Origin of the sequence: Nostoc sp. PCC 7524, assembly GCF_000316645.1 — a bacterium.
Classification (GTDB): domain Bacteria; phylum Cyanobacteriota; class Cyanobacteriia; order Cyanobacteriales; family Nostocaceae; genus Trichormus.
The window spans coordinates 1,789,232-1,813,257 of record NC_019684.1; the positions used below are offsets into that span (position 1 = coordinate 1,789,232).

A 24,026-nucleotide genomic window follows, 5' to 3' on the forward strand; every position below is an offset into this window, starting at 1 on the left:
AGTAAACTACCTCTGCGATCGCTAATCAACCTAATATCATCATCTCAGTCACAGAGTCACAAACAGTGAAGACACATAATATAGTCTAGCTAAACCTGCAATAGTTAAAACCAGCGATCGCCATCACAAAAACCTCCCCCCTCTCTCCGCGCCTTTGCGCCTTTGCGCCTCTGCGTGAGATCATCCTATACATAAAATTTATGCGAAAATACTAAACAGAACCCCAGTGGCAAAATAGACTTAAAAAACCATGCCCCAGACTGGTGACATCCTCCGCACCCGCTATAAAGTAGTTAAAATCCTCGGAAGTGGTGGATTTGGCGACACCTACTTAGCCCAAGATATCGACCTACCCAGACAGCCGAAGTGTGTAGTCAAACACCTCAAACCCAATCCAGACCCTAAAGTATTAGAAATCGTCAGAAGATTATTTGACAGCGAAGCCCAAGTATTATACCGTCTAGGCAATGATAGCGACCAAATACCCCGACTGTTTGCCCACTTTGAAGAACAAGGGGAGTTTTACCTAGTCCAAGAATTTATCGATGGTCAAGACTTGAGCTATGAAATCATTCCCGGTGAAAAGTTAACAGAAATAGCAGTTATCAAACTATTACAAGAAATATTAGAAGTATTAGCAGTAGTCCACAAACAGAATATTATTCACCGCGACATCAAACCCCAAAACTTAATGCGTCGCCGACAAGATGGTAAAATCGTGCTAATTGACTTTGGTGCAGTCAAAGAAGTTGAAACCATGACGGTGAATAGCCAAGGTCAAACAAGTTTGAGTGTCGCCATTGGTAGTCTGGGTTATATGCCCAGCGAACAAGCAGCCGGACGACCAAAATTAAGCAGTGATGTATATGCAGTGGGGATGTTAGGGATTCAAGCATTAACAGGGAGACAACCCCACGAACTACCAAAAGACCCCACCAACGACGAAGTAATTTGGCAAAGTTGGGCAAATGTCAGCGAGAAGTTGGCAGATGTGTTAGATAAGATGGTGAGTTATTACTTTCGGGATAGATACCCTTCAGCCGTGGAGGCGTTGGCAGCACTCAAATCACTACAGCCACAACAGCCACAAGTAACGCCAACTATACTAATGCCACAGCCACAAACGCCACGACAACAAGTACAGCCAACTATACCTACACCACAGCCACCCCCGCAACAACAAGTACAGCCAACTATACCAATACCACCGCCACCCACACCACCATCAACACCAACAAAAATAATCACCCCAAGCTGGTCACGGCGCAAGGTAATACAAACAGTTGGGTTTGCGGGTGCGGGGTTGGGTTTAGCAATCATAATACCGCGCATATCACAGTCTAATTCAGTTCCTATTAACCCGTCTCCTATTCCCCCTAGTAGCTTGCAAACCTTTCGATTTGAAACGGTGATAGTAAATGCAAGAGGGAACATCACCAACCGCCAAAACCAGACAGCAAGATACTTTGCAGAAGACTTAGGCAATGGTGTCACCTTGGAAATGGTGCAGATACCAGGGGGAACATTTACAATGGGTTCACCGGAAAACGAAGCACAACGACAATCAGATGAAGGTCTCCAGCGAGAGGTGAGAGTACCCGGCTTCTTCATGGGGAGATATGAAATCACCCAGGAACAGTATCAAGCCATCATGGGAACAAATCCTTCCAACTTCAAAGGTGAGAAAAGACCAGTAGAAACAGTCAGTTGGGATAATGCGGTAGAGTTTTGTGAGAAATTGAGTCAGAAAACAGGAAAAACCTACAGGCTACCTAGCGAAGCCGAATGGGAATATGCTTGTCGTGCAGGGACAACTACGCCGTTTTATTTTGGGGAAACCATCACCCCAGATTTAGTCAACTACAACGGTGAAATTTCTTACGGCTCTGCACCCAAAGGTGAATATCGTAGACAAACAACAAATGTAGGAATATTTCCACCGAACTCTTTCGGTTTATATGATATGTGTGGTAATATATGGGAATGGTGTCAAGATGTATATAATGATAGCTACCAAGGTGCGCCGACAGACGGCAGTGCGTGGTTAAGAGGTAGCAATAATAACATAAGAGTGCTGCGGGGCGGTTCCTGGTACAACTATCCTGACACTTGCCGTTCTGCGTCTCGCAGCCTTAATAACCGCAACGTCGACTTCAACTCTATTGGTATTCGTGTTGTGTGTGCCGCCGGGAGGACTTCCTAGCCCTTTGCGCTCTAGCCCTTTAGCCCTCTGCACTTCTTATTCTTTTCCCTTCTTCTTCCCCCGCCGTCAGGCGGAAAAATATTTTTTCAAAATCTGGTGTCTAGATACAAAGACCATTATACACCAAATTTAATCGCGTGGACTTAAGAAACCGGGTTTCTCGTGAAGAAAACCGATATGTCGCGGAGAACCTAAAAGAAACCCGGTTTCTGGCTTCGCGCGGGGAACCCCGGTTTCTCCCAGATGACGATCGCTAATTGGCAAAGATATAACTGTAATCAAAACAATTATCTCAACAAATGCCAATTCGTGATGTAAAGTTTCAAGCGGGAAACTACTACCACATTTACAATCGAGGTAATAACCGCCAAGCGATATTTTTTGAGCGTCAAAATTACCTATTCTTCCTACGTCTTATGGAAAGACACCTTGTGAATAAGGGTGTAGAAATAGTTGCTTACTGCTTGATGCCAAATCATTATCACTTATTGGTTTACCTAAACACAGATAATTTATCAAACTTAATGCAGCCATTTATGTTGGCTTATACAAAAGCTATAAATAAACGTTTTAAGAGAGTTGGTTCGTTGTTTCAAGGGCGTTTTCAGTCTATACACATAGATAGCAATGAATATTTATTACACCTATCTCGATACATTCATTTAAACCCGGTTAATGCTAATTTAGTGAAAAATCCTCAAGAATGGGAATTTTCCAGCTATTCAGAATATATAATGCCACACAATCATGAGATCATCAAAATTGATAAAGTTTTACAGCACTTTGTTTCATTAGACAGTTACCGTCTATTTGTAGAATCTCCTAGAGAAACTGGGTTTCTCATGGAAACCTAAAACTAAAAGAAACCGGGTTTCTCGTGCGGCCAAACTGATATTTTTGCGATCAACCTAAAAGAAATCCGGTTTCTCGCGTAAGTCTGCCAGTGGTGTCAGCAGTTTCGCAGTCATAGGTTCAACCGAAAATCTGATGGCTTTATTCTAGAACATCAGCATAAATGTGAGCGCACCCAAGCCCGGAAAGCTTTCATCGCGGCATTTCTACCGTCTATCCTACTTCGCACTAAGTATTCAGGAATAACTTGAGTAATTGGTAAATCTGGAAAAATCCGACTGCTTGTAGATTCTACATATTTACCATCAATCAAAACATTAATTACTAACTTATTTTTCAGCCAACGCCATAATTCTGGAACTCCCAACAATTCATAATTATTAAAACGAGTGCGGGAAGTAATATCAATTTCAATGGCTAAATCTGGCGGAGGATCAATAGTTAAATCAATTCTATCTTTACCGCGAACAGCAGCTTCATTTTGGATATAAAAGCAATCGTCAGGTTCTACCCCAGCATCCATAATTTCTTGGTCAAAGGTTGTAGACCCCAAACTCCAAAATTCTACATCTAATTCTTCTAGTAGAGCCTTGACTAAATCTCCAATAATAACTTTAGCTACCTCATGCTCTGGTAATGGAGCCATTATTTCTAGCACCCCTTGACTGTAAGACACTCTAGAACTGCGATTTTCACCCAATTCTGCTAAAATTTTTTTATATGTAGACCAAGATATATTTTTAATTAATAATTGATGACCGATAGGTACAATTAGTTGTTTGAGTTCAAGTAACATAATTTTATCTCGCTGCTAAAGTACCATGTTTAAATGAATATAACATAACGCCTAAATAATTTCGCCCACCAGCAGCGTTAGCGGAGCGTTACGCAGTAAGGTTTTTACCTTTTTCTCTTCTTGATTAACTGTCAATTGTCAACTATAAACTAACTTTGTTCTGACTAATAGGAATCTCAATCACAAAGTCTGCACCTTGACCTGGTTCTGAATGACAAGATAATTTACCACCATGTCTATCTACCACAATTTGGTAACTAATAGATAATCCTAAACCTGTACCTTTACCAATACTTTTAGTAGTGAAGAAAGGGTCAAATAACTTGGAAACAATGGCAGCCGAAATCCCCACACCATTATCTGAGATTCTAATCCTCACCCAGTTATTCTTGATTAATTCCGTCCGAATATGAATTTTCCCCTGCTCACCCAGAAAGGAATCTTCCAAGGCATCAATAGCATTACTCAGAAGATTCATAAACACCTGATTTAATTGACCGGGATAGCATTCGACTAGAGGTAAATTACCATATTCCTTAATCACTGAAATTTCTGGATGCTCTGGTTTAACTTTCAGGCGATTCTGCAAAATCATCAAGGTACTATCAATACCTTCATGAATATCCACCTGCTTAAATTCAGCTTCATCTAAGCGGGAAAAATTGCGTAATGATAGGACAATTTCTCGAATGCGCTGAGTTCCTACACGCATAGATTTGAGCAGTTTTACCAAATCTTCCTTGAGAAAATCCAAGTCAATATTGATGATGGCTGCTTGAATTTCTGCTGGAGGATAGGGAAAATGTATTTGATAGAGTTCTACAAGATGCAACAAGTCTTGAGCGTATTCACTGGCTGGAATCAGATTACCGTGAATAAAGTTCACTGGATTATTAATTTCATGGGCAACACCTGCAACCATATTACCCAGTGAAGACATTTTCTCACTTTGGATAAGTTGAGCTTGGGTTTGTTGCAATTCCCGGAGAGTGTCTTCTAAATTTTCGGCTTGTTGTTGCAACTGCATTTCGGCTTGTTTGCGTTCTGTAATATTTAATGTTGTCCCCACAAGTCGATAAACTCTACCTTCACTATTTTTGAGAGGATTAATTTTAGTCAGCCACCAAGTTTCTTGATGGCGGATAGTTAAACATTCTTCATAAGTGCTAGTAATACCAGCTTCTACACAGTTTTTGTATCGTTGACGCACTGCTGCACCTTCAGCAATACCATGTACATCTTCAGGAGTTTTACCGATAACCTCAGCTAGAGTAATTCCTGTAGCTTTTTCAGCAGTGGAATTCCAGCCAGCAAAACGAAACTCGCCGTTTTCTAGAACATCAACGACAAATATAATTTGATCAACACCCTCATAAATACTCCGTAAAAATTGCTCTTGCTCTTGTAATAGAGCTTCTACCTTTTTACGTTCACGAATATCACGGGTAATAGTGGCAATACATAAGGGTTCGCCAGTTTCTGGGTTCTTGATAGGAAACAAGTTTTGATCAACAAGTATCACTTCTCCAGTTTGGAAGTGTTGGAAACGATACTCACCTTGCCATACACCTTGTTGTATTGCCGCAGGTATCATCTGTTGTTGTACATATTCTCGGTCTTCTGGAAAAAAGAATTCCGGAACTGTAAAATCTTGAGTAGAAGTCAAATCATCTAAACCAACCAGCTTTCGTCCAGCTTCGTTGAGAAATATCGGTTGTCCTGCTAAATCTGCTAAACCGATGAAATCACTGCTATTTTCAATCAGCGAGACAAACATTTGGCGTTCTTTTTCCGCTTGTTTGCGTTCTGTGATGTCTGTAACTGTAACTACAAGTTGAGCAATGCGGGAATGATTATCCCAAAGAGGTGTGACATTTATCAGCCACCAAGTTTCTTCATCATTAGCTAAGAAATTTTCCTCAAAGAATATGCTCCTTTTCGCTTCAATACATCCTCTGTAGCGTTGGCGATAGAGTTTAGCCATATCTTGAGGTAGTGCTTGTGCCATTGTTTTCCCCACCAAAGGTTCTAGAGGCATGGGGCTATTTCTGAGCATGGCAGGATTAAATTTAACGTAGCGAAACTCTGCTCCATCATCCAAAACATCCAAGACAAAGATGCCGTAATCTACACCTTCCCAGATACTTTGTAGAAATTGTGCCTGTTGTTGCAGTTGTTGCTGTGTTTGTTGACGATCGCTGATATCTAGTAAATAACCATACCAGACAATCTCCCCTCCGACTCGGCGTTCCGGTTTAGAGACAGCCTTAATCCATTTCTCTTGCCCAGAGGGTGTAATTATCCGCCATTCATATTCAAAGTTTTGTAGAGTTTTTGCAGAACGAGCGATCGCAGCCTGAACATTTAGTATATCTTCAGGATGAATATCTGCAAAAGTCACAGAGGCATCATTTTGTAACTCATGTGCTTCTCTGCCTGTAATTTCTCGACACCCAGAAGAAACAAAAGGGAAAAACATCCTACCATCAGGGTTGAGATGAAATTCATACAGCATCCCTGGCACATTATCTGCTAGTCGTTGCAATCGTGCTTCACTCTCCGCTAAAGCTTTTGTCCGTTCCGCAACTCTTGCCTCTAATTCCTCATTTAAACTCTTGAGTTCGGCTTCTGCTTGTTTACGCTCCGTAATATCCAAAAGTACACCACAAAAGATTACCTCCCCTTCATCATTTCTGCTAGGGGTTGAATCGCCTTGCCACCAGCGAATCTCACCATTAGCCTTCACCAAACGTCCTTCATAGTGCCAAGGAGTAACATTTTCTACCGCCTCTGTCACAGAAGTAACATAACCCTCAGCATCCTCTGGATGGACAAGCGCAAAAAAACAATTTAAATCCTCCATCATTGCCGTTGTAGTGATACCTGCCAACTCCCAGATAAAATCGCTGATAAAGTCTACGCGCCAGACACCATCACGATTAGTAAATTGAAAAATAGCCCCAGGTAAATTAGTTGCTATATCCCGTAACCGCCTTTCAGTATGCTCCCTATGTACCACTAGCTGACGTAGCCCTTGTAACTCTGTTTGCAGAGATTCATAAATATTTCTATCTATAGTGATCAGATGTTCAGCCATAGTTGCGCCACTTCCCAGCTTAGAGTCTGAAGGTAACATCAGTATCTATATTTCCCAATCTCCAGCCAACAACAACAAAATTCCCGAATCTCAACTCTGCGTTCCTCCGCGTTTAAGTAGTTTAACTAAACAACTCCCCCAATTGATGTTGAATCAATAATTGCTTTAAGGTAGCATTTTCAGCTTTCAAAGCTAAATTTTCCGCTTCCAACTCACTAATCCTCTCCTTCAAAGCTTCCTTACTCGTACCCTGTTTGTAAATCACCACCTCCTTATAAATTTCCAAATTAGTATCTTCATTCATCCATCTTTGATATGTTTTTGTATGCTCTTGTACCGTATGCCCCATATAATCAGCCATAGTCTTGATTGGCACACGCAAGCGATGACCACGGATAGCATAAGCATGACGTAAATCATAAGGTCTAAAGCCGACATCAGTATTTCTAAATCTGACATGAAGTTTTGCTGTTTTATTACTCAGCTTTCCTTCGTTATAAGGCAATCTCACATTTTTTAATTTAAATAACTCTACCCAATGAGGATGTAAGGGAGGAATACCACAACTGCGCTCACCAGTTTTTGTCCCTTCCGTCAGACTAGGATTTAAATTTACCAAATGGAAAGTGTTGCTTGGCTCTAGAAATGCTGCAATATCTACTGCAAATAATTCATGAGGTCTTAACCCATAAGTAGCCAACATTCCATATACCCATTGCCATTGTTCGGGTAGGGTAAGATTATCTTTACTCGTATAAACTGATAAAGGCGTACCAATTTTGAAATAGCCTTGAATAACTTCTTCATCGGCAGGAACTTTACGGATACTAGGATGAGGTTTGGGAGTAGCATAGGCATAAATAGTTTTGAAATTATCCATACCACAAAATTCACAGAATTTCTTCAATTGCCACACCAAAAAAAATCTCGATGATGTATGGGGTTTAGTTTTTTCTAAAGCCTCCTCTAAAGCTTGACAAGACATAGGTACATCTTGAGGTAATTTTTTCAAATGCCTCAGATAATGACTTTCCCAAGTCTTAATTCCTCGTCTATTCTGCTCATGAGTCTTCCAGAATTCTTGCTCATATTCCTGAATCAATTCCCGAATGAGCTTAGAAGATTGTTCCGCATCTCCTAACTCAATTTTTTGCGCTTGCTTCCCTAATAATTCTGGAGTCCATTGGAATTGTTTTGTAATTAACAATAAATCTAATTCCCGTGCTTTTAATACCGCCATTTTTACTCCGGCATCATTAGCAGTAAAACCGCAGGAAATGGTATATTGTTTATTAGGACTGCCTTGTTTACCAATATCCCCAGGTCTACAGGGAAAAGTCCCTTGTAAACCGATAGTTTTAGGACTCGTAAGTTTCAATTTAATCTTAACTCTATCTAAACTTAAAGCTGCATTAGCTTGTTGCACTGCGTATTTAATTCGGAGATATTCCCGTTCCAACTTCGCTAGTTCATCCGCAGCAGGTTGTTTAGCTTTCCATTGCTTCCATTTAGATGGTTCCCACTGCTCAAGGGGTGTCCCTTCCCACTCACATTTACGAGGGTTAAAAGTATTTGCAGGCATAAAATTTTCTCAACCAATATCTTGGTTTTGAAGATAGCTAATAACAGCCAAGAAGTAAAGTTTGTAGCAAATTTACACGGAATAGATGCTCATGATCCTGAAGTTAAAAGACAGATACACAAGCCGAATTATGAATATGAGTAGCAGGTCTTTTTTACCATTCATGATGATAGCGATCGCAGCTAGCACCCTTAGCTGTACTTCTAACATATCAGAAACCAATACACCATCTCCTAGCCCAACCCAGAGCATAGAGCGATTCCGAGCCAAACCAAACAACACTAACACCTCTAGAGCCGCCTCTGGTAGTACGGTAAATGTCACTTTATATACCAGCGATGTTCAGTGCCAGGAATTTGTACCGCAGAAAGTAGCCGTACCAGCAGCAGAGTCTGTAAATAGTGCCGTAGGTAAAATCATAGAAGAACAAGACACCGCCGACTTTAGCTTGTCGGGATATCGCGTCAGAGTCAACAATGGCATAGCTACCGTTGATTTGCGATTGTCACCCCAATCAAAACGTAAATTCACCTCACTTTCTAGCTGTGAACAGTTTGCCTTATTTGGCAGCCTCCGCAAAACCCTCACCAGTAATTCCCAGTGGAAAATTAAAGAAGTTCGCTTCACCGAAAAAGGCCAAGAAATTGTGCTTTAGTCAATAGTTATTCTCCCCTGCTCCCCTGCTCCCTCTGCTTCCTACTCCCCACTCCCCACCTTCAACCATTGCTCAATCAACTCCGCAACAATATCACTCATCTGCCTTTCCTGAGACGCAGCCGCAGCCTTCAATTGTCGATGCAGTTGCTTAGGTAAGTAGATAGTTGTACGGGTATAAGCGGGATCAGTGCTTTTAGTAGTAGAACTCGATTGCTCATCTGTAGACTGTGGTTGCTCTCGCTGTTGACGACTGCGAGCAGCATCAATTAAATCATCAAAACGGCTAGTTTTTTTCTTATTATTCACGGTAAAATCTCCTTCCCTGCTTCGGCGTAGCATCGCCAAGCAATTTGAGCGTAAGTATCTTTGAGAGCATTAACTGGAACTCCCTCTAAAGCAGCACGTTGGAATACCGCTAACCGTCGAATCCCCGACTTGAACACAGGTAAACCTGCATTTAATAGGGTGACTCTCGCTTCCTCTCCGGCTTTATTGGGATTAGGAGGGACAAGAGTAAGCAATATTTTATACTTTGCTTTAAGTTTTTTCAGTAAATCAACCATGTGCAACGTCGCAGCTAAGGCGATCGCATCTGGGGTAGTCGGGATAACCAACAAATCGCATCCTTTAGCTAGAGTTTTTAGCTCATCCGCATCTGGACGGGCCGGGGTGTCAATCACTATATGCTCATAAAGCCCCGCTAAATTGACTCCCTGCTTCTCATCTGCCACCTTAAAGGGCAAAGAACCCCGATTTGACCAATCTAAAGCACTAAGGTTTAAATCACCATCTATTAACAGTGTGTCAGCTTTGCTCTGGAGATATGTAGCTAGATGCAATGCTGTCGTAGATTTACCGACACCACCCTTAAAAGCCGCTACAGTGATAATCATTTTTTCGGTGAACGCAAATAATTTTTCGATTTTACTCCACATCTAAACATCTGAACATTTCATTTTTATCTGTATCATCTGAATATTTAAACATTTAGACATCTAAATTACTTAGTATTTTGATATTTAAAATATGATATGTAATTATACTTATATTTTAAATACAAACTATTTTAAGTAAAATGTAGAGATAAATGTAATTTTAAATACAGCAATTTACTTGCTAGTTGTGGCAGTCGTGAAAGATTGAATATCAAGGAATTTACACATTTCTACCTTTTTTCTACCTACCCACTGCAACTAATGCTTTGTAACGGCGTATTACGTTGATGGACAGGTGAGCCGAAAAGTTTTACAATCTGACTGAATGTAGTAAATCTACTTATTGCCCAATCAACCTCAGCATAGTAAAGATTTTCTGGCGATTCCGCTAGAGAATAGTGCCGACCTATTAATATAAAAAAGTATTGATGAGAGGGTTATAAACCAATGGATGTAAAGCTAATTTTGGTGGGTTTAACAGTTATATTTACTATTTCGTGCCTATTTTTTGGGACGAAAAACGGATTTTATGATTCCGACAACTATCACGGCAATGGCTCTGCTCATTGATTACACAAACACAAAAGGCAAATTCCCTTGGCCTCTACTTTGAGAGCTTCTTGTTACCCAAATTTTCCACACCAGTGCGGGTTCGCAAGAGGTGTCCTCTCCAATCAAACATCTATATTCATAGGCTTTAGGGACGCACTACAAAATTTACCCCTAGGCTATAAAACCAAAATCCTTGTCAAACTGGGCTTTTGGGAGATGTTAACGACAATGAGGTTGGAGAGGAAGGACGCATGAGGGATAATTTGTCAGCACACTCTCGTGTTGATACACAGGAAACAGCAACTGAATTAGAATGCTTTCCCTATAGTGTGCAACATAACAACGAGGGTGTGTGTTTACTGGTGCGGATGGGGCTACATCGCATTATGCTCGATTGTGGTATGGCGGACATTTCCTCTTTGAAAGAGAGTGTCTCTAAATCGTCAGAGCTACCAGCAGATTTAGTATTAGTCACTCATGCCCACCCAGATCACGCTAGAGGGTTACTCTCACTGCATCAAGCCTTCCCTCATTTACCCATATATGGCAGTGAAGTAACCAGCAAGTTGCTGCCTTTAAATTGGCTAGAGCAAGATCCGCAAACAATACCCCAATTTTGTCATGCCCTACCACTGCGATCGCCCATTGAACTAGATGATGGGTTAGTAGTGGAAATCTTTCCCGCCGGACACTTACCAGGGGCGGTAGCAATTCTACTTACCTACACCACAGAACAACGTATTTATAAACTCCTGTACACAGGGGACTTTTTCTTATCAAACTCCCGATTAGTGGAAGGTTTGCGGTTAGAAGAACTACGAGGACTAGATTTAAATGTACTGATTATTGAAGGAACATACGGCACATCCCGCCACCCCCACCGCCGCAACCAAGAAAACCAACTAGCCGAACGAATTAATCGGGCGATCGCAGATGGTTGTTCTGTGCTAATCCCCACACCAGCTTTAGGTTTGGGGCAAGAACTATTAATGTTGTTGCGTTCCCATCACCATTTCACCGGCAGAGATTTAGATATCTGGGTTGATGGTGCTGTGGCGATAGGGTGCGACGCATACTTGGAATTGTTACCCCATTTACCCCCATCAGTACAAAACTTTGCCCGCCATCAACCCTTGTTTTGGGATGAACGAGTCCGTCCCCGTGTGCGGCGGTTGCAGTCGGAACATCATGCGACTATGGGCAAATCTCCCTGTATTGTTCTCACAGATATCACCACGGATTTTAACCAATATTGTCAACCTGATACTGGGCCTTGGCTAATCTTACTACCAGAAAAAATAGATGTAAAAGTTAAGAAAGAATATGCAGCACCCACAACCATCGAAAGCTATCTCCTAGCACAGCACAGTGATGGTCCTGGTACTACCCAGTTAATTCACAACCTGCGTCCTCAACACGTTGTCTTTGTGCATGGTTCTTCCAGTTACCTAGCAGACTTAACCAGCTTAGAAGAATTACAAAACCGCTACCACATTCATTCACCATTACCGGGGACACGCGTTGAACTGCCCATTGGGGAAACTTTTTTACAACCAGCCGCCCCAGAGACAAACTATGAAGGTGAACTGACAGAATTAGGCACAGTCATCACCATTACCCTCCCCGAAGCCATCACCGCCGATCCCCGTTGGCGACAATTTGCTGACACAGGTTTAATCGAAGCCCGTTGGCAGGGAGAAGAATTAGTATTGAGGGGATTAACTCAACGAGAACTGCTAAATCAAAATAGCGATCGCTATATTACCCCTGATCTCGATTGCTGCGGTACTTGCCGACATCAAAGAGGACAAAGATGTTGGAATCCTGCTTCACCTTTATATAACTTTAGAGTCACCTTAGAAGGTTATTGTCCAGCTTTTGAACGGGGATCAGGTAATAGTCAATAGTTCTTCTCCCTGCTTAGGGAATACCAAAAAATAAATTATCCAGAATTGACAGTTTAGTAGGGTGCGTCAGTGTCAGAAAACCTAACTACACCGAGAAATTATTCATACTGACGCACCCTACATTTAGAATATTTTTTCTCTGGAAGTCCCTTATTCCCAGTCCCCATCTCCTAACTATAGCAGTTGCCACATAGATGATTAGGACATCAAGCAATCATAAAACCATTACACTAAAAGGCTTTCAAGTCTGTAACCTGTAACCTGTCCCCTACTGTATATCAATAATAAATCCTGAGTACGATATTATACTCAGGATTCAGATTGATTGAGAACTGGATCAGTTAGGAAGGGACAAATGAACAGAATCGTTTGCAGAAGAATGAAGCATGAAAAACTGTCTCCCCTCCTACCTCCTGCCTCATTTACTCAGGATTAGATTCAGGATAAGGGTTGTGGATACGCTCGGCTTCGGGACAATCTTCAGTCATGAGTGGCTCTATGTTACCGCGAGGAACTGAAGCTAGCTTTTGAGTGACAGCACCGATGCTTTCAAGACGAACCATCTCCTCCCAAGAGCAAATTTCGTCTTCTTCCTCTGTTTCATAGCGGAGGGTGACTAAATCTCCCTCTATGTCAATGATGCGGGCGCGCTCTATCCAGCGTTGCTGGTCCCGCAAGAAAACACATACCTCCCGCCCATCGCAACACAGTTGATAAATCTTGCGGTGTAGCATGTACTGCTTCTGCCTTTTTAAACAACGTAGTTAAACTTTTGAAAATCTGGGTTTTACCCCAATCAAATGACACCCCTAGGAGGTTAGCTTCATGGTTCAGCATCACTAACCCAAAGACTTAATCGAATATTTCATAAATCTAGGTAAATATTGGGTCATACACTGATGGTTACTGCACCAAGATTCTATCTCCTTTAGGGTGATTTAGCGAATGTCTACTTCTTCATAGAAGTCAAACAATTCGGGAGTTCTACTCACCAGATGAATATTTGCTGGTAAGTCTTTCCTACCATTATGTGATAATAAATACTCCAGAACAAGCGATGATTGCGGTTGTTTAATTTGCCTACTTGTAATCATTGGCATTGCTGAGAAGCCTGGGGCCTCGGCTTGACTGTTACCCCTATGTATTTGATCTTAACTCATTCTTTTGCTGGTCATCACGGTTTTCTACAATAAAGCTCCATGAGTTTTGAGTTTAAGATTTTTTCCTGACACAGTACAGCTATCTGAATGCCAGCATGGGGCAGTATTAGCAAGATTTGTACTGGGTGAGAGATTCTAAGAGCCGTTGCGAAGATCCTTCTTGTTTAATCTTACCTGTCTGCACCGCCTCATATAAATCTGCCAGAACTGCCAAATCTTCTGGCTGATAGCACTTAGTAGCCAGCACTTGATGGAGTAAACCCTCAGATTCAACACTAAGATATCCAGTTTGGAAAGCAGATTCAATGAGTGCGCGAATCATCGTGATTGGGGTAGAGTACGCGATTTATTACCTCTAGTTTGGAATACTTTACATTTTTAAGAATTGATGTAGAACAGCAAATTATTGTGATTTTAGTTACATATTTTTGTGATCCGGATCACACCTTCTGTCTCCTGCCTCCTGGTTAAGATTGAAAAAACTGGCGGAAGTCTTCATCCTTGGCACTTAGTTGCACCCAGTCTAGATTTAAAGACTGGAATTTTTGTACCAAGCGATCGCAGGCGGGGCGTTCGGTGGCATAATGTCCAGCATCGATTAAGATGAGGTTGCGATCGCGGCTTTCTTGAAATTGGTGGAATTTACAGTCAGAAGTCAGATAAGCTTGTGCGCCTGTTTTCACCACCGCACCAATAAAACTAGCACCCGAACCACCCAACACCGCCACCTTGGAGATTGTCTGCTGTAAATCAGCACTGGGGGAAAAGATTAAATCTGGGGGATTGAGGCGATTTTGAATCACTGTGAGTAATTCTTGTAAAGTCAAAAATGGCTCTAATAATCCCACGCGCCCATAACCTAATCCGGCTTGGGTGGGTACAATTGGGGCAACATCTTTTAGTTCTAAAATTTGCCCTAAAACGTCAGCAGTACCATCTGCAACCTGATCAAAATTGGTGTGGGCGGTGTAAATACCTATATTGTGGGTGAAGGCTAACCGCGCCATTTCCGCAATCGGTTCACCAGTACAAAGAGATTTGGGAGGATTGAAGATGAGGGGATGATGGGCAAAGATTAAATTAGCATTTAAGGCGATCGCTTCTTCCATGACTGCCAAAGTTGGTGTTAAACACACCAAAACCCTAGCCGACTCTTGTAAAACTCCCGACTCAATCTGCCAGCCACAATTATCCCAACTTTCGCACCAACTTGGATTCGCCCAAGCTTCAAACCAAGTAATTAAATCAGCAATTTTCATCAATGTTTTTGGGGTTGAATGTTCAACTCTAATGCTAATTGCTCCCGCATTTCCTGGAAAGGTTTGTTCCAGATGGGGCAAGCGTTCCAATCCCAAGCAGCCACAGGGATAAGTTCTGCTGGCGCTAGATGAGTTAACAACCGATATTCATCTTCTGGTTCACGGGAAAATGTGAAAGGATTCCGAAATCCGTTATCACACAACTTATAGGGCTGGGAGTTATCTAGATGAATACGTTGTATCAGTTCCTGAGATTTCGTTAATAAATAATCTAGAAAAATTAAGCTAAAAGGTTCTATATCAGCGCGTGTTGCTGGTTCTCGCTGTACCCATCTTGCCCAATCGAAACCATACATAAAATCATGGACATAGCGAAATCTAATTTCATTCTTACTACCAAATAATTCCGAGAGTAAGACTATCTTTTCACCAAAAGTTTCTATAAAATTAACCGCCCCATCTTCAGCCGCTAAAGCTTGATGCAGCATACTACTAACCATAAAATCAAAATCCCAGAAGATATTTTCTGGGAAGTTTTGTATTTGAGAGATAACTATATTTTCTAATGTATTTTGTAAAGCCTTAATTACTTGAGGATCGGTAACTTTTTCCGTAATTAATTCTCCTATTTCTACAAAGCTAGTAATTATTTTTTTATGGGGATTAAGGGTTAATAGATTCACATTATGTTGACTGAGAATTTCATCAATAAATTGAAAAGCATGATTGGGTGCAGTGTGTTGCTTCATCTTTATTGAAATAGCCTAAAAGCTGCAAATCTCAGTGTATCTCTAAATTTGTAATTTATTAAACTAATATTAAACAAACTTAACTATTTGCATAAAAAAATCAGCAAATCAGCATCACAAAGTAAAGGTTTAGGTATCTATAGTAAACCTGCAATGAATATTTAATATTTTGCTGACGAAACTATCCCGAAATATGGACAACTAATTCTCTGGAATGACTACGCTGGCGATGTTCCCAAATATAAATTCCTTGCCAAGTTCCCAACACTAAATGACCACGATTAATTGGGATATGTTCAGAAGTATGCGTCAGTGCGGTGCGGATATGTGCCGGCATATCATCAGCACCTTCAGCGTCATGAATATATTGCCCTGATTCGGGTACAAGTTTCGCCATGAAGTCGGCTAAATCAACAAGTACATCAGGATCAGCGTTTTCTTGAATGACTAAACTGGCGGAAGTGTGGCGTAAAAATAACGTACAAAGTCCAGTTTCTACTCCTGATTCGGCAACTATCGCTGCAATTTTTGAGGTAATGTTATAAAAGGATTTGCCGTTAGTAGTAATTCTCAGAAGTTTTTGGTAGTGAGCCATATTTGAAATTACTAAAAAGCTTAATTTGGTTGTTTTTTTCTGTTGGGTTAGAGGTAGATAGAATACCTAATGAACTTACCAGTAATGCAATAATTATCATTGATGATATTATTGTAGATAATTTTATTACCCTAGAAATAATTAATAATAGCTTGTGCGATCGCTTGATTTCCATTTTTAGCAATAGGTTGGGATTGCTTTGGTGGTTGTGGTGGTTGATGGAGAAAATCCCAAGTGCCGTGAAAAAATTCCTGTGGTGTCACAATTTGATGAGAATTGTAATTTGCCAGCCCTTGCAAAAGATAAGGTGCTTCCGCAAAATCATCACGGGGGATGGTGACAAGAGGCACGTCTAGCAGGGTAGCTTCAGAAAATGTACCGTAACCAGGTTTAGAAACAACTCTGCCACAGATAGTCATAAAATCAACGGGGCGGAATTTGCGATCATTAATTTTGATCACATTGGGTAAATCTGGGGCAGACTGATCAAAAACCACAAATTGCCAATCGGGAAAATGGCGGAGGTTTTCGTAGGGAATTTGTTGTAAACCCAAACCGCCAAAGGTTAACAAGATAGTTTTCTCTGGATGTGCAGTAATACCCCAAACAGAACGAATTTCATCGGCAGTGTACCGGGGAGTACCACCAGTTAAGCCTACATCTATAATATGGGGGAAAGCTTGTAAAGGTTCATGAAAGGGTAGACGAAACAAGCGATCGCACTCTCGATAACACTCACTAATCCAATCAGCAATAGCTACAAATTCCCCACCCCAGTCACGATAGATACAATCCCAGCCAAAATTACTCATCATCCAGCAAGGTATACCCGCTTTTTGGGCAAATAAAGGCGCAAGAAACGGAATATCCGCCAAGATCAACTGCACACGATTTTGGCGAATAAAATTTACTTCGGAAGCAATTAACGAATTTTGCTGCTTTTTAATCTCCAGCAACTTCGCCAAAGTCGCCTCCTTATCCATATTTAAGCTATCGGTTTGCACCACACCCAAATCAAAAGCGCGGGGACGATGGATAAAATCACCGTCTATGTAGCATTCCAGCAACCACCGAGGCGCAGTAGTCACCATAATTAACAGCACTTCTGGACACAACTTTTGAATTGTCGCCGCTACTGATGCGGTGCGGGTAGCATGGCCAAAGCCGTGATTTGTAATGGCTACGTATAAAATTGGGCGGTTCATGTTTGGGGGTGGGGATGAGGGACTAGGAAGAATATCTACTGACTGCTGCTACTAATTGGTCGATTTCCGATTCTAAAGTTAAATAGTGGACGGTGGCGCGGATACAACTGGGATCGGCAATGGTACGGGTTAATATACCTTGAGAATCGAGAAACTGCACCAACTTTAAAGGTTGATGGTTAGTCAGTTGGAAAGAAACAATACCGCATTCTGGGGGTGCGGTGCGGAGACATTCCACATTCGGTAATGCGGCTAAACTTCTCCAAAGATATTCACTATGGCGGCGAATTTGGGCGTAACGTTCCTGGGGTGTTCCCCATTGTTGATGAGTAGCGATCGCCTCCCGCAAACCAAAGTACAATGGGTAAGCTGGGGTAGATACTTCATAGCGTCTCGCATCCGGTTTCCAGTCCACAGGTTGGGATTGGCTATCAATCGTAATTCCATACAAGCCAATAAAAGTTGGATGCAAACTCTCTAAAACTTCCGGACGCACATACAAACCCCCCACACCTTCGGGGCCACATAACCATTTATGACCAGTAAAGGCATAGAAATCTACCCCCAATTCTGTTAAGTTCAAAGGTAAAGCACCCACAGATTGGGCAGCATCCACCAGTAAGAAAGAATTATTGTTTCTGCATACCTCCACAATTTTATCTAGAGGTAGCACCTGACCAGTATTCCAAAATACATGGCTCAGTACCACTAAGCGGGTATGAGGACGTAAATTTTGGGCAATAATTGCGACTGGATTGCCCTCATTTAACGTTGCTTTCAAGGGACAAATACTAACCTCTACCCCAAATCTACGGCTAATTTCCTGAGTCGCAGCAATGACTCCAGGGTGTTCGCAGTCTGACAGCAAAAGATGATCGCCAGCTTGCCAGGATATCCCCCACAAGGCAATATTACAACCCACAGTCACATTATCAGTAAAAGCGATTGTATCAGATGTGACGTTTAACTCAGAAGCGATCGCTTTCCTGACAGTTTGGATTTGTGTTGTTAACCAACTACCAGCCTCACTCCCAAAGGGGCCGATATGCTGGATGTGAGCGATTGATTGAGAAATAGTATCCATAGTGACTTTTGGCATCGGCCCCTGCCCACCATAGTTAAAATAAGTCTTATTCGCTAAAGCCGGAAACTGTTCACGATGAAGATGCAACCTAGCCTGTGTCGTGGAAATATTAGTCATAAACAACTTAAAATTCAAAATAGCGCATTTTCTTAGTTTCCCATTCTCTCAGGCAGTAAGTATTAAATAGAGGTTAGGAGAGGAAGCAGGGGAGAATAACTAATGACTATTGCCTATTGCCTATTGCCTACTGCCTCCTACTGCCTATTGCCTACTGCCTATAAACTAGAATTAATGCTAATTAATGCCGAACACCTCCTGCAATACCAACGCTGTAAACGTCGCCCTGTTTTAGATATTCACGGTGACAGAAGCCAACGAGATGCGCCTAGTGAATTGTTGCTGAAGCTGCAACAAGACAAAATGCTGCATCACCACAGTATTTTGACTCAGTACACCTATCACCAACCAAATTATCCCAGAGGCAACTGGGAAGCTGGACAAGCGGCAACCTTAGAATTGATGCAGCATGGAGTTGAATACATTTATAGAGGCGTGCTATTAGCTAATTACAGTCAGTTAATAGATACAGAACCTGACGTAAACTATACTCTCCTCAGTCGTCCCGATTTACTTGTCAAACAACCAGGAGAATCCCACTTGGGAGATTGGGTATATACACCCGTAAATATAGAACTCGGTAAGCGTCCCAAACAAGAATATCAAGTTGTCACCGCCTTTCACGCCCAAGTTTTAGCTAGAGTGCAGGGAATTACACCGTCAACAGCTTGGCTGATATTGCGGAGTAAAAATCCTCACTATCTGGTGGATTTGTCTAAATGGACACCCCAAATGCAGGTAATTTTACAGGAATTCATTCAAGATTTAGAGGTGACAACTGCACCAGAAATATTTATTTCCCGTCAGAAGTGTAATCTTTGTCTTTGGTACAGTCAATGTTATGCGATCGCTCAGTCTCAACAACACCTCTCCCTCTTACCAGGAGTCACACCCATTCGTTACACCCAACTGCAAACCCTCTCCATTACCACGCTAGAATCTCTCGCTGATACCAACCCCGCCATTTTAGAAAATCTCACGGGTTTTGATTCTCAAGTTGCAACTAAATTAGTGATTCAAGCCCAATCAGTCTTAGAAAAAAAACCCTTAACTTTCCCTTTTCCACCCCCCAAGGGCAATATTACAGTTAACGCACCCGTAGAAATATACTTTGATATTGAAGCCCAACCAGATTTAAATTTAGATTATCTTTTAGGGGTTTTGGTGGTGAATAAGCAAACCAATACCGAAACATTTTATTCTTTCTTGGCGGAAAAACCAGAAGAAGAAGAATTCATTTGGCAACAATTTTTAGACTTAGTTTGGCAATATCCAGAAGCCCCAATTTATCATTTTTGCGTCTACGAACTAGATACAGTCAAACGCCTAGCAAAACTGTACCGTACTCCTCACAAATCCGTACAGCCCGTACTGAATCGGTTTATCGATATTTATGAACACTTAACCCAAACTGTAGCTTTACCCATAGAAAGTTATGCCCTCAAAGCCATTGCTCGATGGTTAGGTTTTGAATGGCGTGACAAAGAAGCTAGTGGAGCCAAGTGTATTTACTGGTATGATCAATGGTTAGAGACAGGCGATCGCACCTTACTAGAAATCATCAGTCGTTACAACGAAGATGACTGTAGAGCCACCCGCATTGTCAAAGACTGGCTAGTGACATTTGTGCAAGATAAGTATCATTTAAGACGAGCTTGAACATAGGAAGTAGGGGAAGCAGGAAGGGTTTGCAGTTGAATGGAATACAGACCTAACCCCTAACCCCTTCCCTACAAGGGAAGGGGAATACAACTCAAAGCCTCTCTCCTTGTAGGAGAGAGGTTTGGAGAGAGGTCAAAACTGTGCTACACCCAACCGAGAACTGCTATAGAAGGACGGGGTTTCAGACCCAGAGGTTTCGATGAAAAAAATCTGGAAATTGCCCAGAATCATTTATTTAGCGATCGCTATTTTAATTATCAGCTTCTTTGTAACTAATTTAGACACAGGTGCTGTTGAAATTAGTAGCATAGAGTTTATTGGAGAAGCCACATTGCCCAAAGGATTATCCTTTCAAAAAACTGAAGTTGGGGGATTATCTGGTATTACCTACGATGCCCAAAATGACCTATATTATGCTATTTCCGACGACAGGGGACAAAAAGCTCCCGCCCGTTTTTACACCCTTAAAATTGATTTAAGTAAAGGTACTTTGCCAGATAACGGAGTCACACCAGTTGGTGTCACTACCCTATTAAATAATAATGGTCAAACCTTTAGCTCTAGGGAAACTGATACAGAAGGTATTGCTGTCACCAAAGCAGAAACAGTATTTATTTCATCTGAAGGTGATGTTGCTCAATTAATTCCACCTTTTATTAAAGAATTTAGCCTATCCTCTGGTAAAGTTCAGCAAACACTACCCATACCCAACAAATTTTTACCTGATAAAAATGGTAAGCAAGGTGTCCGTAATAATTTAGCCTTTGAAAGTCTGACAATTACACCAGATAACAAATATTTATTTACGGCTACCGAAAATGCTCTGATTCCAGACGGGCCAGCAGCTCAACCTAATATCGGCAGTCCTTGCCGAATTTTGCAATATAATCTCCTGAGTAATCAACCAGAGAAAGAGTTTCTTTACCAAACTGAACCTATAAGCTCATTCTTCAATATCACCGGTAAATTTGCCAGTGGATTACCAGATTTACTGGCTTTGGATAACCAAGGACATTTCCTCAGTATAGAGCGATCGTTTACAGGTTTAGGGTTTGCTGTTTTATTATTTCAAATTTCTTTAGAAGGAGCGAATAATATTAGTAATATAGATAGTTTGTTGGCAGTCGATACCAAAAATATTAAACCAGTCCAGAAAAAACTACTCTTAGATTTAAGAACTATAGATGCACCACTAGACAACATAGAAGGACTAACTCTCGGCCCGCAACTCCCCGATGGGCAACGGGCATTAATCCTTATTAGCGATAATAATTTTAATTCAATACAACGCAATCAAATTCTGGCTTTTAAGGTTAAAACCGAATCACCAATTACCAGATTATTTCGCCGTTTCTGGCCGCTAAGTAGAAATAACTAAACCCGATTTCTCACTCAACTCTGTACCTCTGTCTTAAAAAATTCTGAACAGAGGCAACTTCCACAGCATCCGAAAAGCAAGCTACAGACTTTTCGCTGTGTCTCTATGGTTTAAGAGGGAAAAATTGATTTACTCATAGCTGTACCCAATGAGATTAGGACATCAGGAAACCATAAAACCATTACCATCAGAAGCTTTTAAACCTGTCACCTGTCACCTGTCATACCAATTCACGAAAAGTATGATACAGATAAATAAGGAATAAATATTAACGAGCAAAGATGGCTGGAGTAACCAAAGTAGAAATAAAAGAGTCAGTAGAGGAATTACATGAGTTGCTCTTAAAACAAAAAACAGCATCAAGTTTTGAACGGATTCAAGGTTCTTGGCAACTTTTGGTGATCTTGGTTGGGGGAAGGCAGAGGGCAGAAGGCAGAAGGCAGAAGTTAGAAAGATATAATTGAGATACGTCAAACTTCACTCCATCAAACATTTGAGGGATAAGCCTCAGCTTGGTTATGTCAGTGCTAAGTTATCTATTACCAGATTCAGCAAACCTGAAACTTGAAAATTGCATTCTTGACGAGATAAAAACTCAGATAAAGTTGATTGTTTCTGCTATCAATAGAGTAGTTAATTGTCCAGTTTGTAACCAACCAACTCATAAAATTCATAGTCGCTATGAGCGAAAGTTAGCAGATTTACCCTGGGCTGATTACAGCATTACTTTACAGTTAAGGGTGCGGAAGTTTTTTTGCCTTAATAAATTGTGTAAACGGCGCATTTTTGCAGAAAGGCTGACCAATGTTACCGCACCTTGGGCGAGAAGAACTCTACGTTTAGCTCAAAGACTGAGTGCGATTGGTTTAGCTAATGGTGGTGCAGCAGGGGTAAGACTCTCACAGGACTTGGGGATAAAAGTTTCTCGCAACACGCTATTAAATTTAGTCCGCTCAATTCCACTACCACCCATCGTAACGCCACATACTCTTGGGGTAGACGACTTTTGTTTTCGTAAATGTAAAACTTACGGCACAGCACTAATTGATCTCGAACGCAGACGACCAATTGCTCTACTCAAAGATGCAAAGGCTGAAACTTTGGCAGAATGGTTAAAAGCTCACCCTGGTGTCAAAGTCGTCTCACGAGATCGGTCAAAAACTTATGAAAGTGGTATTCGCCAAGGTGCGCCAGAAGCCATTCAAGTTGCAGACCGCTTTCATCTATTGCAGAACTTATCTCAAACGCTTTATCAAGTCTTTGGTAATCACGCCAAAACACTAAAAGAAGTGGAAAAACAAGTCTTTAATACTGATACTAAAGTGCATTTAGAGGTGGAAACAGCAAACAACCTTTCCATGATTGCTGAGACTAATAAGAGTCCAGTTGTGCCAAGGTTTCCCCAAAACACATCTTTAAAAAGAAAAGTTCAATCCGCCAAAGCACGGGATAGACGCAGAGAAATCCATGAGCAAGTTTGGAGACTGCGGTCTATTGGCTTATCAGGGCTAGCAATCGCTCAAGAGCTGGGAGTTTCTAAAACTACCGTATTCAATTACTTGCGTAGCTCAACTTTTACCGAACGTCGTGAACGTAGCGACCACGGTCTGAGTCTTCTCAACCCTTATCATGATTACCTCCTCAGTCGCTGGAATAGCGGGAACCACAACACCCAAGAACTGTTTGAAGAAATTCGCACCTGCGGCTATACCGGTAGTTATGCCACGGTCGCTCGCTTCACTCGTTATCTCAAGACCTTGCCCGGATTTGAGCCAGCAAAAGGTTCAAGAAAAAACGCTTCCCCCAGGGTTAGCTCTTGCGCCCATCGTCCTCTCACCCCCAGTCGCGTCACAGCTTTAGTCTTGCGACGACCAGAATTAATACAGCCTAATGAGCGTGAAGTCATCGCTCAACTACAAAAAGCCCATTCGGATTTGAAGTCAGCTATTGAACTAGCACAACAGTTTGCATCTCTTGTGCGTCAACGCCTGCCTGAGCAGCTCGATGCTTGGTTAAACAAAGCTAAAAACAGCTTGGTTTCTTTGTTGCGCTCCTTTGCTGTTAGTTTAGAGTCTGACTACGATGCTGTGAAAGCAGGTGTAACTATGTCAGTTAGTAATGGCCCAGTTGAAGGGCATATTAATCGACTGAAAATGTTAAAACGGCAGATGTATGGTCGCGCCAAGATAGACTTACTAGAACGACGATTTCTGTTGGCTATTTGAAAAGAAAATTT

General features: G+C 41.5%; 22 protein-coding genes. 8 read left to right on the top strand and 14 right to left on the bottom strand.

Annotated features, from left to right (window positions below; genetic code table 11):
• Positions 1 to 250 precede the first annotated feature (250 nt).
• The gene (locus NOS7524_RS06995; RefSeq protein WP_015137779.1) at positions 251 to 2,203 is read left to right on the top strand and encodes a bifunctional serine/threonine-protein kinase/formylglycine-generating enzyme family protein; all 1,953 of its coding nucleotides are present in this window, start codon (positions 251 to 253) and stop codon (positions 2,201 to 2,203) included.
• 129 nt (positions 2,204 to 2,332) lie between these two features.
• Here NOS7524_RS06995 and NOS7524_RS29865 read toward each other — a convergent pair whose 3' ends face one another.
• Positions 2,333 to 2,485 (bottom strand): hypothetical protein, encoded by a 153-nt coding sequence (locus NOS7524_RS29865; RefSeq protein ID WP_171815353.1) that lies wholly within the window; start codon positions 2,483 to 2,485, stop codon positions 2,333 to 2,335.
• A gap of 17 nt (positions 2,486 to 2,502) precedes the next feature.
• On the opposite strand from NOS7524_RS29865, the gene NOS7524_RS07000 reads away from it, so the two are divergent.
• On the top strand, positions 2,503 to 3,057 hold the full coding sequence (locus tag NOS7524_RS07000) for an REP-associated tyrosine transposase (RefSeq protein ID WP_015137780.1): 555 nt from the start codon (positions 2,503 to 2,505) through the stop codon (positions 3,055 to 3,057).
• 152 nt (positions 3,058 to 3,209) lie between these two features.
• On the opposite strand, the gene NOS7524_RS07005 is transcribed toward NOS7524_RS07000, so the two are convergent.
• The 3 genes from NOS7524_RS07005 to NOS7524_RS07015 all read right to left on the bottom strand — a co-directional run bounded on the left by NOS7524_RS07005 (position 3,210) and on the right by NOS7524_RS07015 (position 8,530).
• Positions 3,210 to 3,851 (bottom strand): Uma2 family endonuclease, encoded by a 642-nt coding sequence (locus tag NOS7524_RS07005; protein WP_015137781.1) that lies wholly within the window; start codon positions 3,849 to 3,851, stop codon positions 3,210 to 3,212.
• A 142-nt stretch (positions 3,852 to 3,993) separates the two neighbouring features.
• A complete protein-coding gene (locus tag NOS7524_RS07010) occupies positions 3,994 to 6,948 on the bottom strand; it encodes a PAS domain S-box protein (RefSeq protein WP_144050846.1) in 2,955 nt (984 codons plus the stop codon).
• 121 nt (positions 6,949 to 7,069) lie between these two features.
• The gene (locus NOS7524_RS07015) at positions 7,070 to 8,530 is read right to left on the bottom strand and encodes a TSC-22/dip/bun family (RefSeq protein WP_015137783.1); all 1,461 of its coding nucleotides are present in this window, start codon (positions 8,528 to 8,530) and stop codon (positions 7,070 to 7,072) included.
• Between the two features lie 130 nt (positions 8,531 to 8,660).
• Here NOS7524_RS07015 and NOS7524_RS07020 point away from each other — a divergent pair, with 130 nt between their 5' ends.
• On the top strand, positions 8,661 to 9,185 hold the full coding sequence (locus NOS7524_RS07020) for a sporulation/spore germination protein (RefSeq protein ID WP_144050847.1): 525 nt from the start codon (positions 8,661 to 8,663) through the stop codon (positions 9,183 to 9,185).
• A gap of 41 nt (positions 9,186 to 9,226) precedes the next feature.
• On the opposite strand, the gene NOS7524_RS07025 is transcribed toward NOS7524_RS07020, so the two are convergent.
• Positions 9,227 to 9,493 (bottom strand): CopG family transcriptional regulator, encoded by a 267-nt coding sequence (locus NOS7524_RS07025; RefSeq protein ID WP_015137785.1) that lies wholly within the window; start codon positions 9,491 to 9,493, stop codon positions 9,227 to 9,229.
• Positions 9,490 to 10,080 (bottom strand): ParA family protein, encoded by a 591-nt coding sequence (locus NOS7524_RS07030; protein ID WP_041555607.1) that lies wholly within the window; start codon positions 10,078 to 10,080, stop codon positions 9,490 to 9,492. The genes NOS7524_RS07025 and NOS7524_RS07030 overlap by 4 nt, the downstream gene beginning before the upstream one ends.
• An 845-nt stretch (positions 10,081 to 10,925) precedes the next feature.
• On the opposite strand from NOS7524_RS07030, the gene NOS7524_RS07040 reads away from it, so the two are divergent.
• Positions 10,926 to 12,581, top strand: a complete 1,656-nt coding sequence (locus NOS7524_RS07040; protein WP_015137788.1) for an MBL fold metallo-hydrolase — start codon at positions 10,926 to 10,928, stop codon at positions 12,579 to 12,581.
• Positions 12,582 to 13,003: 422 nt separating this feature from the next.
• Here NOS7524_RS07040 and NOS7524_RS07045 read toward each other — a convergent pair whose 3' ends face one another.
• The 8 genes from NOS7524_RS07045 to NOS7524_RS07075 form a co-directional block, all read right to left on the bottom strand.
• On the bottom strand, positions 13,004 to 13,315 hold the full coding sequence (locus NOS7524_RS07045) for a DUF6679 family protein (protein WP_015137789.1): 312 nt from the start codon (positions 13,313 to 13,315) through the stop codon (positions 13,004 to 13,006).
• 204 nt (positions 13,316 to 13,519) lie between these two features.
• Positions 13,520 to 13,681, bottom strand: a complete 162-nt coding sequence (locus NOS7524_RS29870; RefSeq protein WP_171815354.1) for a hypothetical protein — start codon at positions 13,679 to 13,681, stop codon at positions 13,520 to 13,522.
• Positions 13,682 to 13,847: 166 nt separating this feature from the next.
• Complete coding sequence (locus tag NOS7524_RS07050) at positions 13,848 to 14,063, bottom strand: hypothetical protein (RefSeq protein ID WP_015137790.1); 216 nt, start codon at positions 14,061 to 14,063, stop codon at positions 13,848 to 13,850.
• Between the two features lie 145 nt (positions 14,064 to 14,208).
• Positions 14,209 to 15,000 (bottom strand): Nif3-like dinuclear metal center hexameric protein, encoded by a 792-nt coding sequence (locus NOS7524_RS07055; RefSeq protein ID WP_015137791.1) that lies wholly within the window; start codon positions 14,998 to 15,000, stop codon positions 14,209 to 14,211.
• Positions 15,000 to 15,749 (bottom strand): hypothetical protein, encoded by a 750-nt coding sequence (locus NOS7524_RS07060; RefSeq protein WP_015137792.1) that lies wholly within the window; start codon positions 15,747 to 15,749, stop codon positions 15,000 to 15,002. Before NOS7524_RS07060 ends, NOS7524_RS07055 begins: the two co-directional genes overlap by 1 nt.
• Positions 15,750 to 15,930: 181 nt before the next feature.
• Positions 15,931 to 16,344, bottom strand: a complete 414-nt coding sequence (locus NOS7524_RS07065) for a secondary thiamine-phosphate synthase enzyme YjbQ (RefSeq protein WP_015137793.1) — start codon at positions 16,342 to 16,344, stop codon at positions 15,931 to 15,933.
• Between the two features lie 131 nt (positions 16,345 to 16,475).
• A complete protein-coding gene (locus NOS7524_RS07070; protein ID WP_015137794.1) occupies positions 16,476 to 17,549 on the bottom strand; it encodes a glycosyl transferase in 1,074 nt (357 codons plus the stop codon).
• Positions 17,550 to 17,571: 22 nt separating this feature from the next.
• Complete coding sequence (locus NOS7524_RS07075) at positions 17,572 to 18,750, bottom strand: aminotransferase class V-fold PLP-dependent enzyme (protein WP_015137795.1); 1,179 nt, start codon at positions 18,748 to 18,750, stop codon at positions 17,572 to 17,574.
• Positions 18,751 to 18,924: 174 nt separating this feature from the next.
• Between NOS7524_RS07075 and NOS7524_RS07080 the strand changes: the two genes are divergently transcribed.
• From NOS7524_RS07080 to NOS7524_RS07095, 4 genes are all read left to right on the top strand, one after another.
• Positions 18,925 to 20,409, top strand: coding sequence for a TM0106 family RecB-like putative nuclease (locus tag NOS7524_RS07080; protein WP_041555609.1), 1,485 nt, complete (start codon positions 18,925 to 18,927; stop codon positions 20,407 to 20,409).
• 202 nt (positions 20,410 to 20,611) lie between these two features.
• On the top strand, positions 20,612 to 21,790 hold the full coding sequence (locus tag NOS7524_RS07085) for an esterase-like activity of phytase family protein (RefSeq protein ID WP_015137797.1): 1,179 nt from the start codon (positions 20,612 to 20,614) through the stop codon (positions 21,788 to 21,790).
• A 281-nt stretch (positions 21,791 to 22,071) separates the two neighbouring features.
• A complete protein-coding gene (locus NOS7524_RS07090; RefSeq protein WP_015137798.1) occupies positions 22,072 to 22,254 on the top strand; it encodes a hypothetical protein in 183 nt (60 codons plus the stop codon).
• Between the two features lie 54 nt (positions 22,255 to 22,308).
• Entirely contained in the window at positions 22,309 to 24,015 is a 1,707-nt protein-coding gene (locus NOS7524_RS07095) for an ISL3 family transposase (protein WP_015137799.1), read from the top strand.
• The last annotated feature ends 11 nt before the right edge of the window (positions 24,016 to 24,026 follow it).

What these genes read in the sequence shown, in the direction of transcription:
- NOS7524_RS06995 (WP_015137779.1), top strand. Translation starts at nt 251, where the DNA reads ATGCCCCAGACTGGTGACATCCTCCGCACCCGCTATAAAGTAGTTAAA.
- NOS7524_RS07000 (WP_015137780.1), top strand. Translation starts at nt 2,503, where the DNA reads ATGCCAATTCGTGATGTAAAGTTTCAAGCGGGAAACTACTACCACATT.
- NOS7524_RS07005 (WP_015137781.1), bottom strand. Translation starts at nt 3,851, where the DNA reads ATGTTACTTGAACTCAAACAACTAATTGTACCTATCGGTCATCAATTA.
- NOS7524_RS07010 (WP_144050846.1), bottom strand. Translation starts at nt 6,948, where the DNA reads ATGGCTGAACATCTGATCACTATAGATAGAAATATTTATGAATCTCTG.
- NOS7524_RS07015 (WP_015137783.1), bottom strand. Translation starts at nt 8,530, where the DNA reads ATGCCTGCAAATACTTTTAACCCTCGTAAATGTGAGTGGGAAGGGACA.
- NOS7524_RS07020 (WP_144050847.1), top strand. Translation starts at nt 8,661, where the DNA reads ATGAATATGAGTAGCAGGTCTTTTTTACCATTCATGATGATAGCGATC.
- NOS7524_RS07030 (WP_041555607.1), bottom strand. Translation starts at nt 10,080, where the DNA reads ATGATTATCACTGTAGCGGCTTTTAAGGGTGGTGTCGGTAAATCTACG.
- NOS7524_RS07040 (WP_015137788.1), top strand. Translation starts at nt 10,926, where the DNA reads ATGAGGGATAATTTGTCAGCACACTCTCGTGTTGATACACAGGAAACA.
- NOS7524_RS07045 (WP_015137789.1), bottom strand. Translation starts at nt 13,315, where the DNA reads ATGCTACACCGCAAGATTTATCAACTGTGTTGCGATGGGCGGGAGGTA.
- NOS7524_RS29870 (WP_171815354.1), bottom strand. Translation starts at nt 13,681, where the DNA reads ATGCCAATGATTACAAGTAGGCAAATTAAACAACCGCAATCATCGCTT.
- NOS7524_RS07050 (WP_015137790.1), bottom strand. Translation starts at nt 14,063, where the DNA reads ATGATTCGCGCACTCATTGAATCTGCTTTCCAAACTGGATATCTTAGT.
- NOS7524_RS07055 (WP_015137791.1), bottom strand. Translation starts at nt 15,000, where the DNA reads ATGAAAATTGCTGATTTAATTACTTGGTTTGAAGCTTGGGCGAATCCA.
- NOS7524_RS07060 (WP_015137792.1), bottom strand. Translation starts at nt 15,749, where the DNA reads ATGAAGCAACACACTGCACCCAATCATGCTTTTCAATTTATTGATGAA.
- NOS7524_RS07065 (WP_015137793.1), bottom strand. Translation starts at nt 16,344, where the DNA reads ATGGCTCACTACCAAAAACTTCTGAGAATTACTACTAACGGCAAATCC.
- NOS7524_RS07070 (WP_015137794.1), bottom strand. Translation starts at nt 17,549, where the DNA reads ATGAACCGCCCAATTTTATACGTAGCCATTACAAATCACGGCTTTGGC.
- NOS7524_RS07075 (WP_015137795.1), bottom strand. Translation starts at nt 18,750, where the DNA reads ATGACTAATATTTCCACGACACAGGCTAGGTTGCATCTTCATCGTGAA.
- NOS7524_RS07080 (WP_041555609.1), top strand. Translation starts at nt 18,925, where the DNA reads ATGCTAATTAATGCCGAACACCTCCTGCAATACCAACGCTGTAAACGT.
- NOS7524_RS07085 (WP_015137797.1), top strand. Translation starts at nt 20,612, where the DNA reads ATGAAAAAAATCTGGAAATTGCCCAGAATCATTTATTTAGCGATCGCT.
- NOS7524_RS07090 (WP_015137798.1), top strand. Translation starts at nt 22,072, where the DNA reads ATGGCTGGAGTAACCAAAGTAGAAATAAAAGAGTCAGTAGAGGAATTA.
- NOS7524_RS07095 (WP_015137799.1), top strand. Translation starts at nt 22,309, where the DNA reads ATGTCAGTGCTAAGTTATCTATTACCAGATTCAGCAAACCTGAAACTT.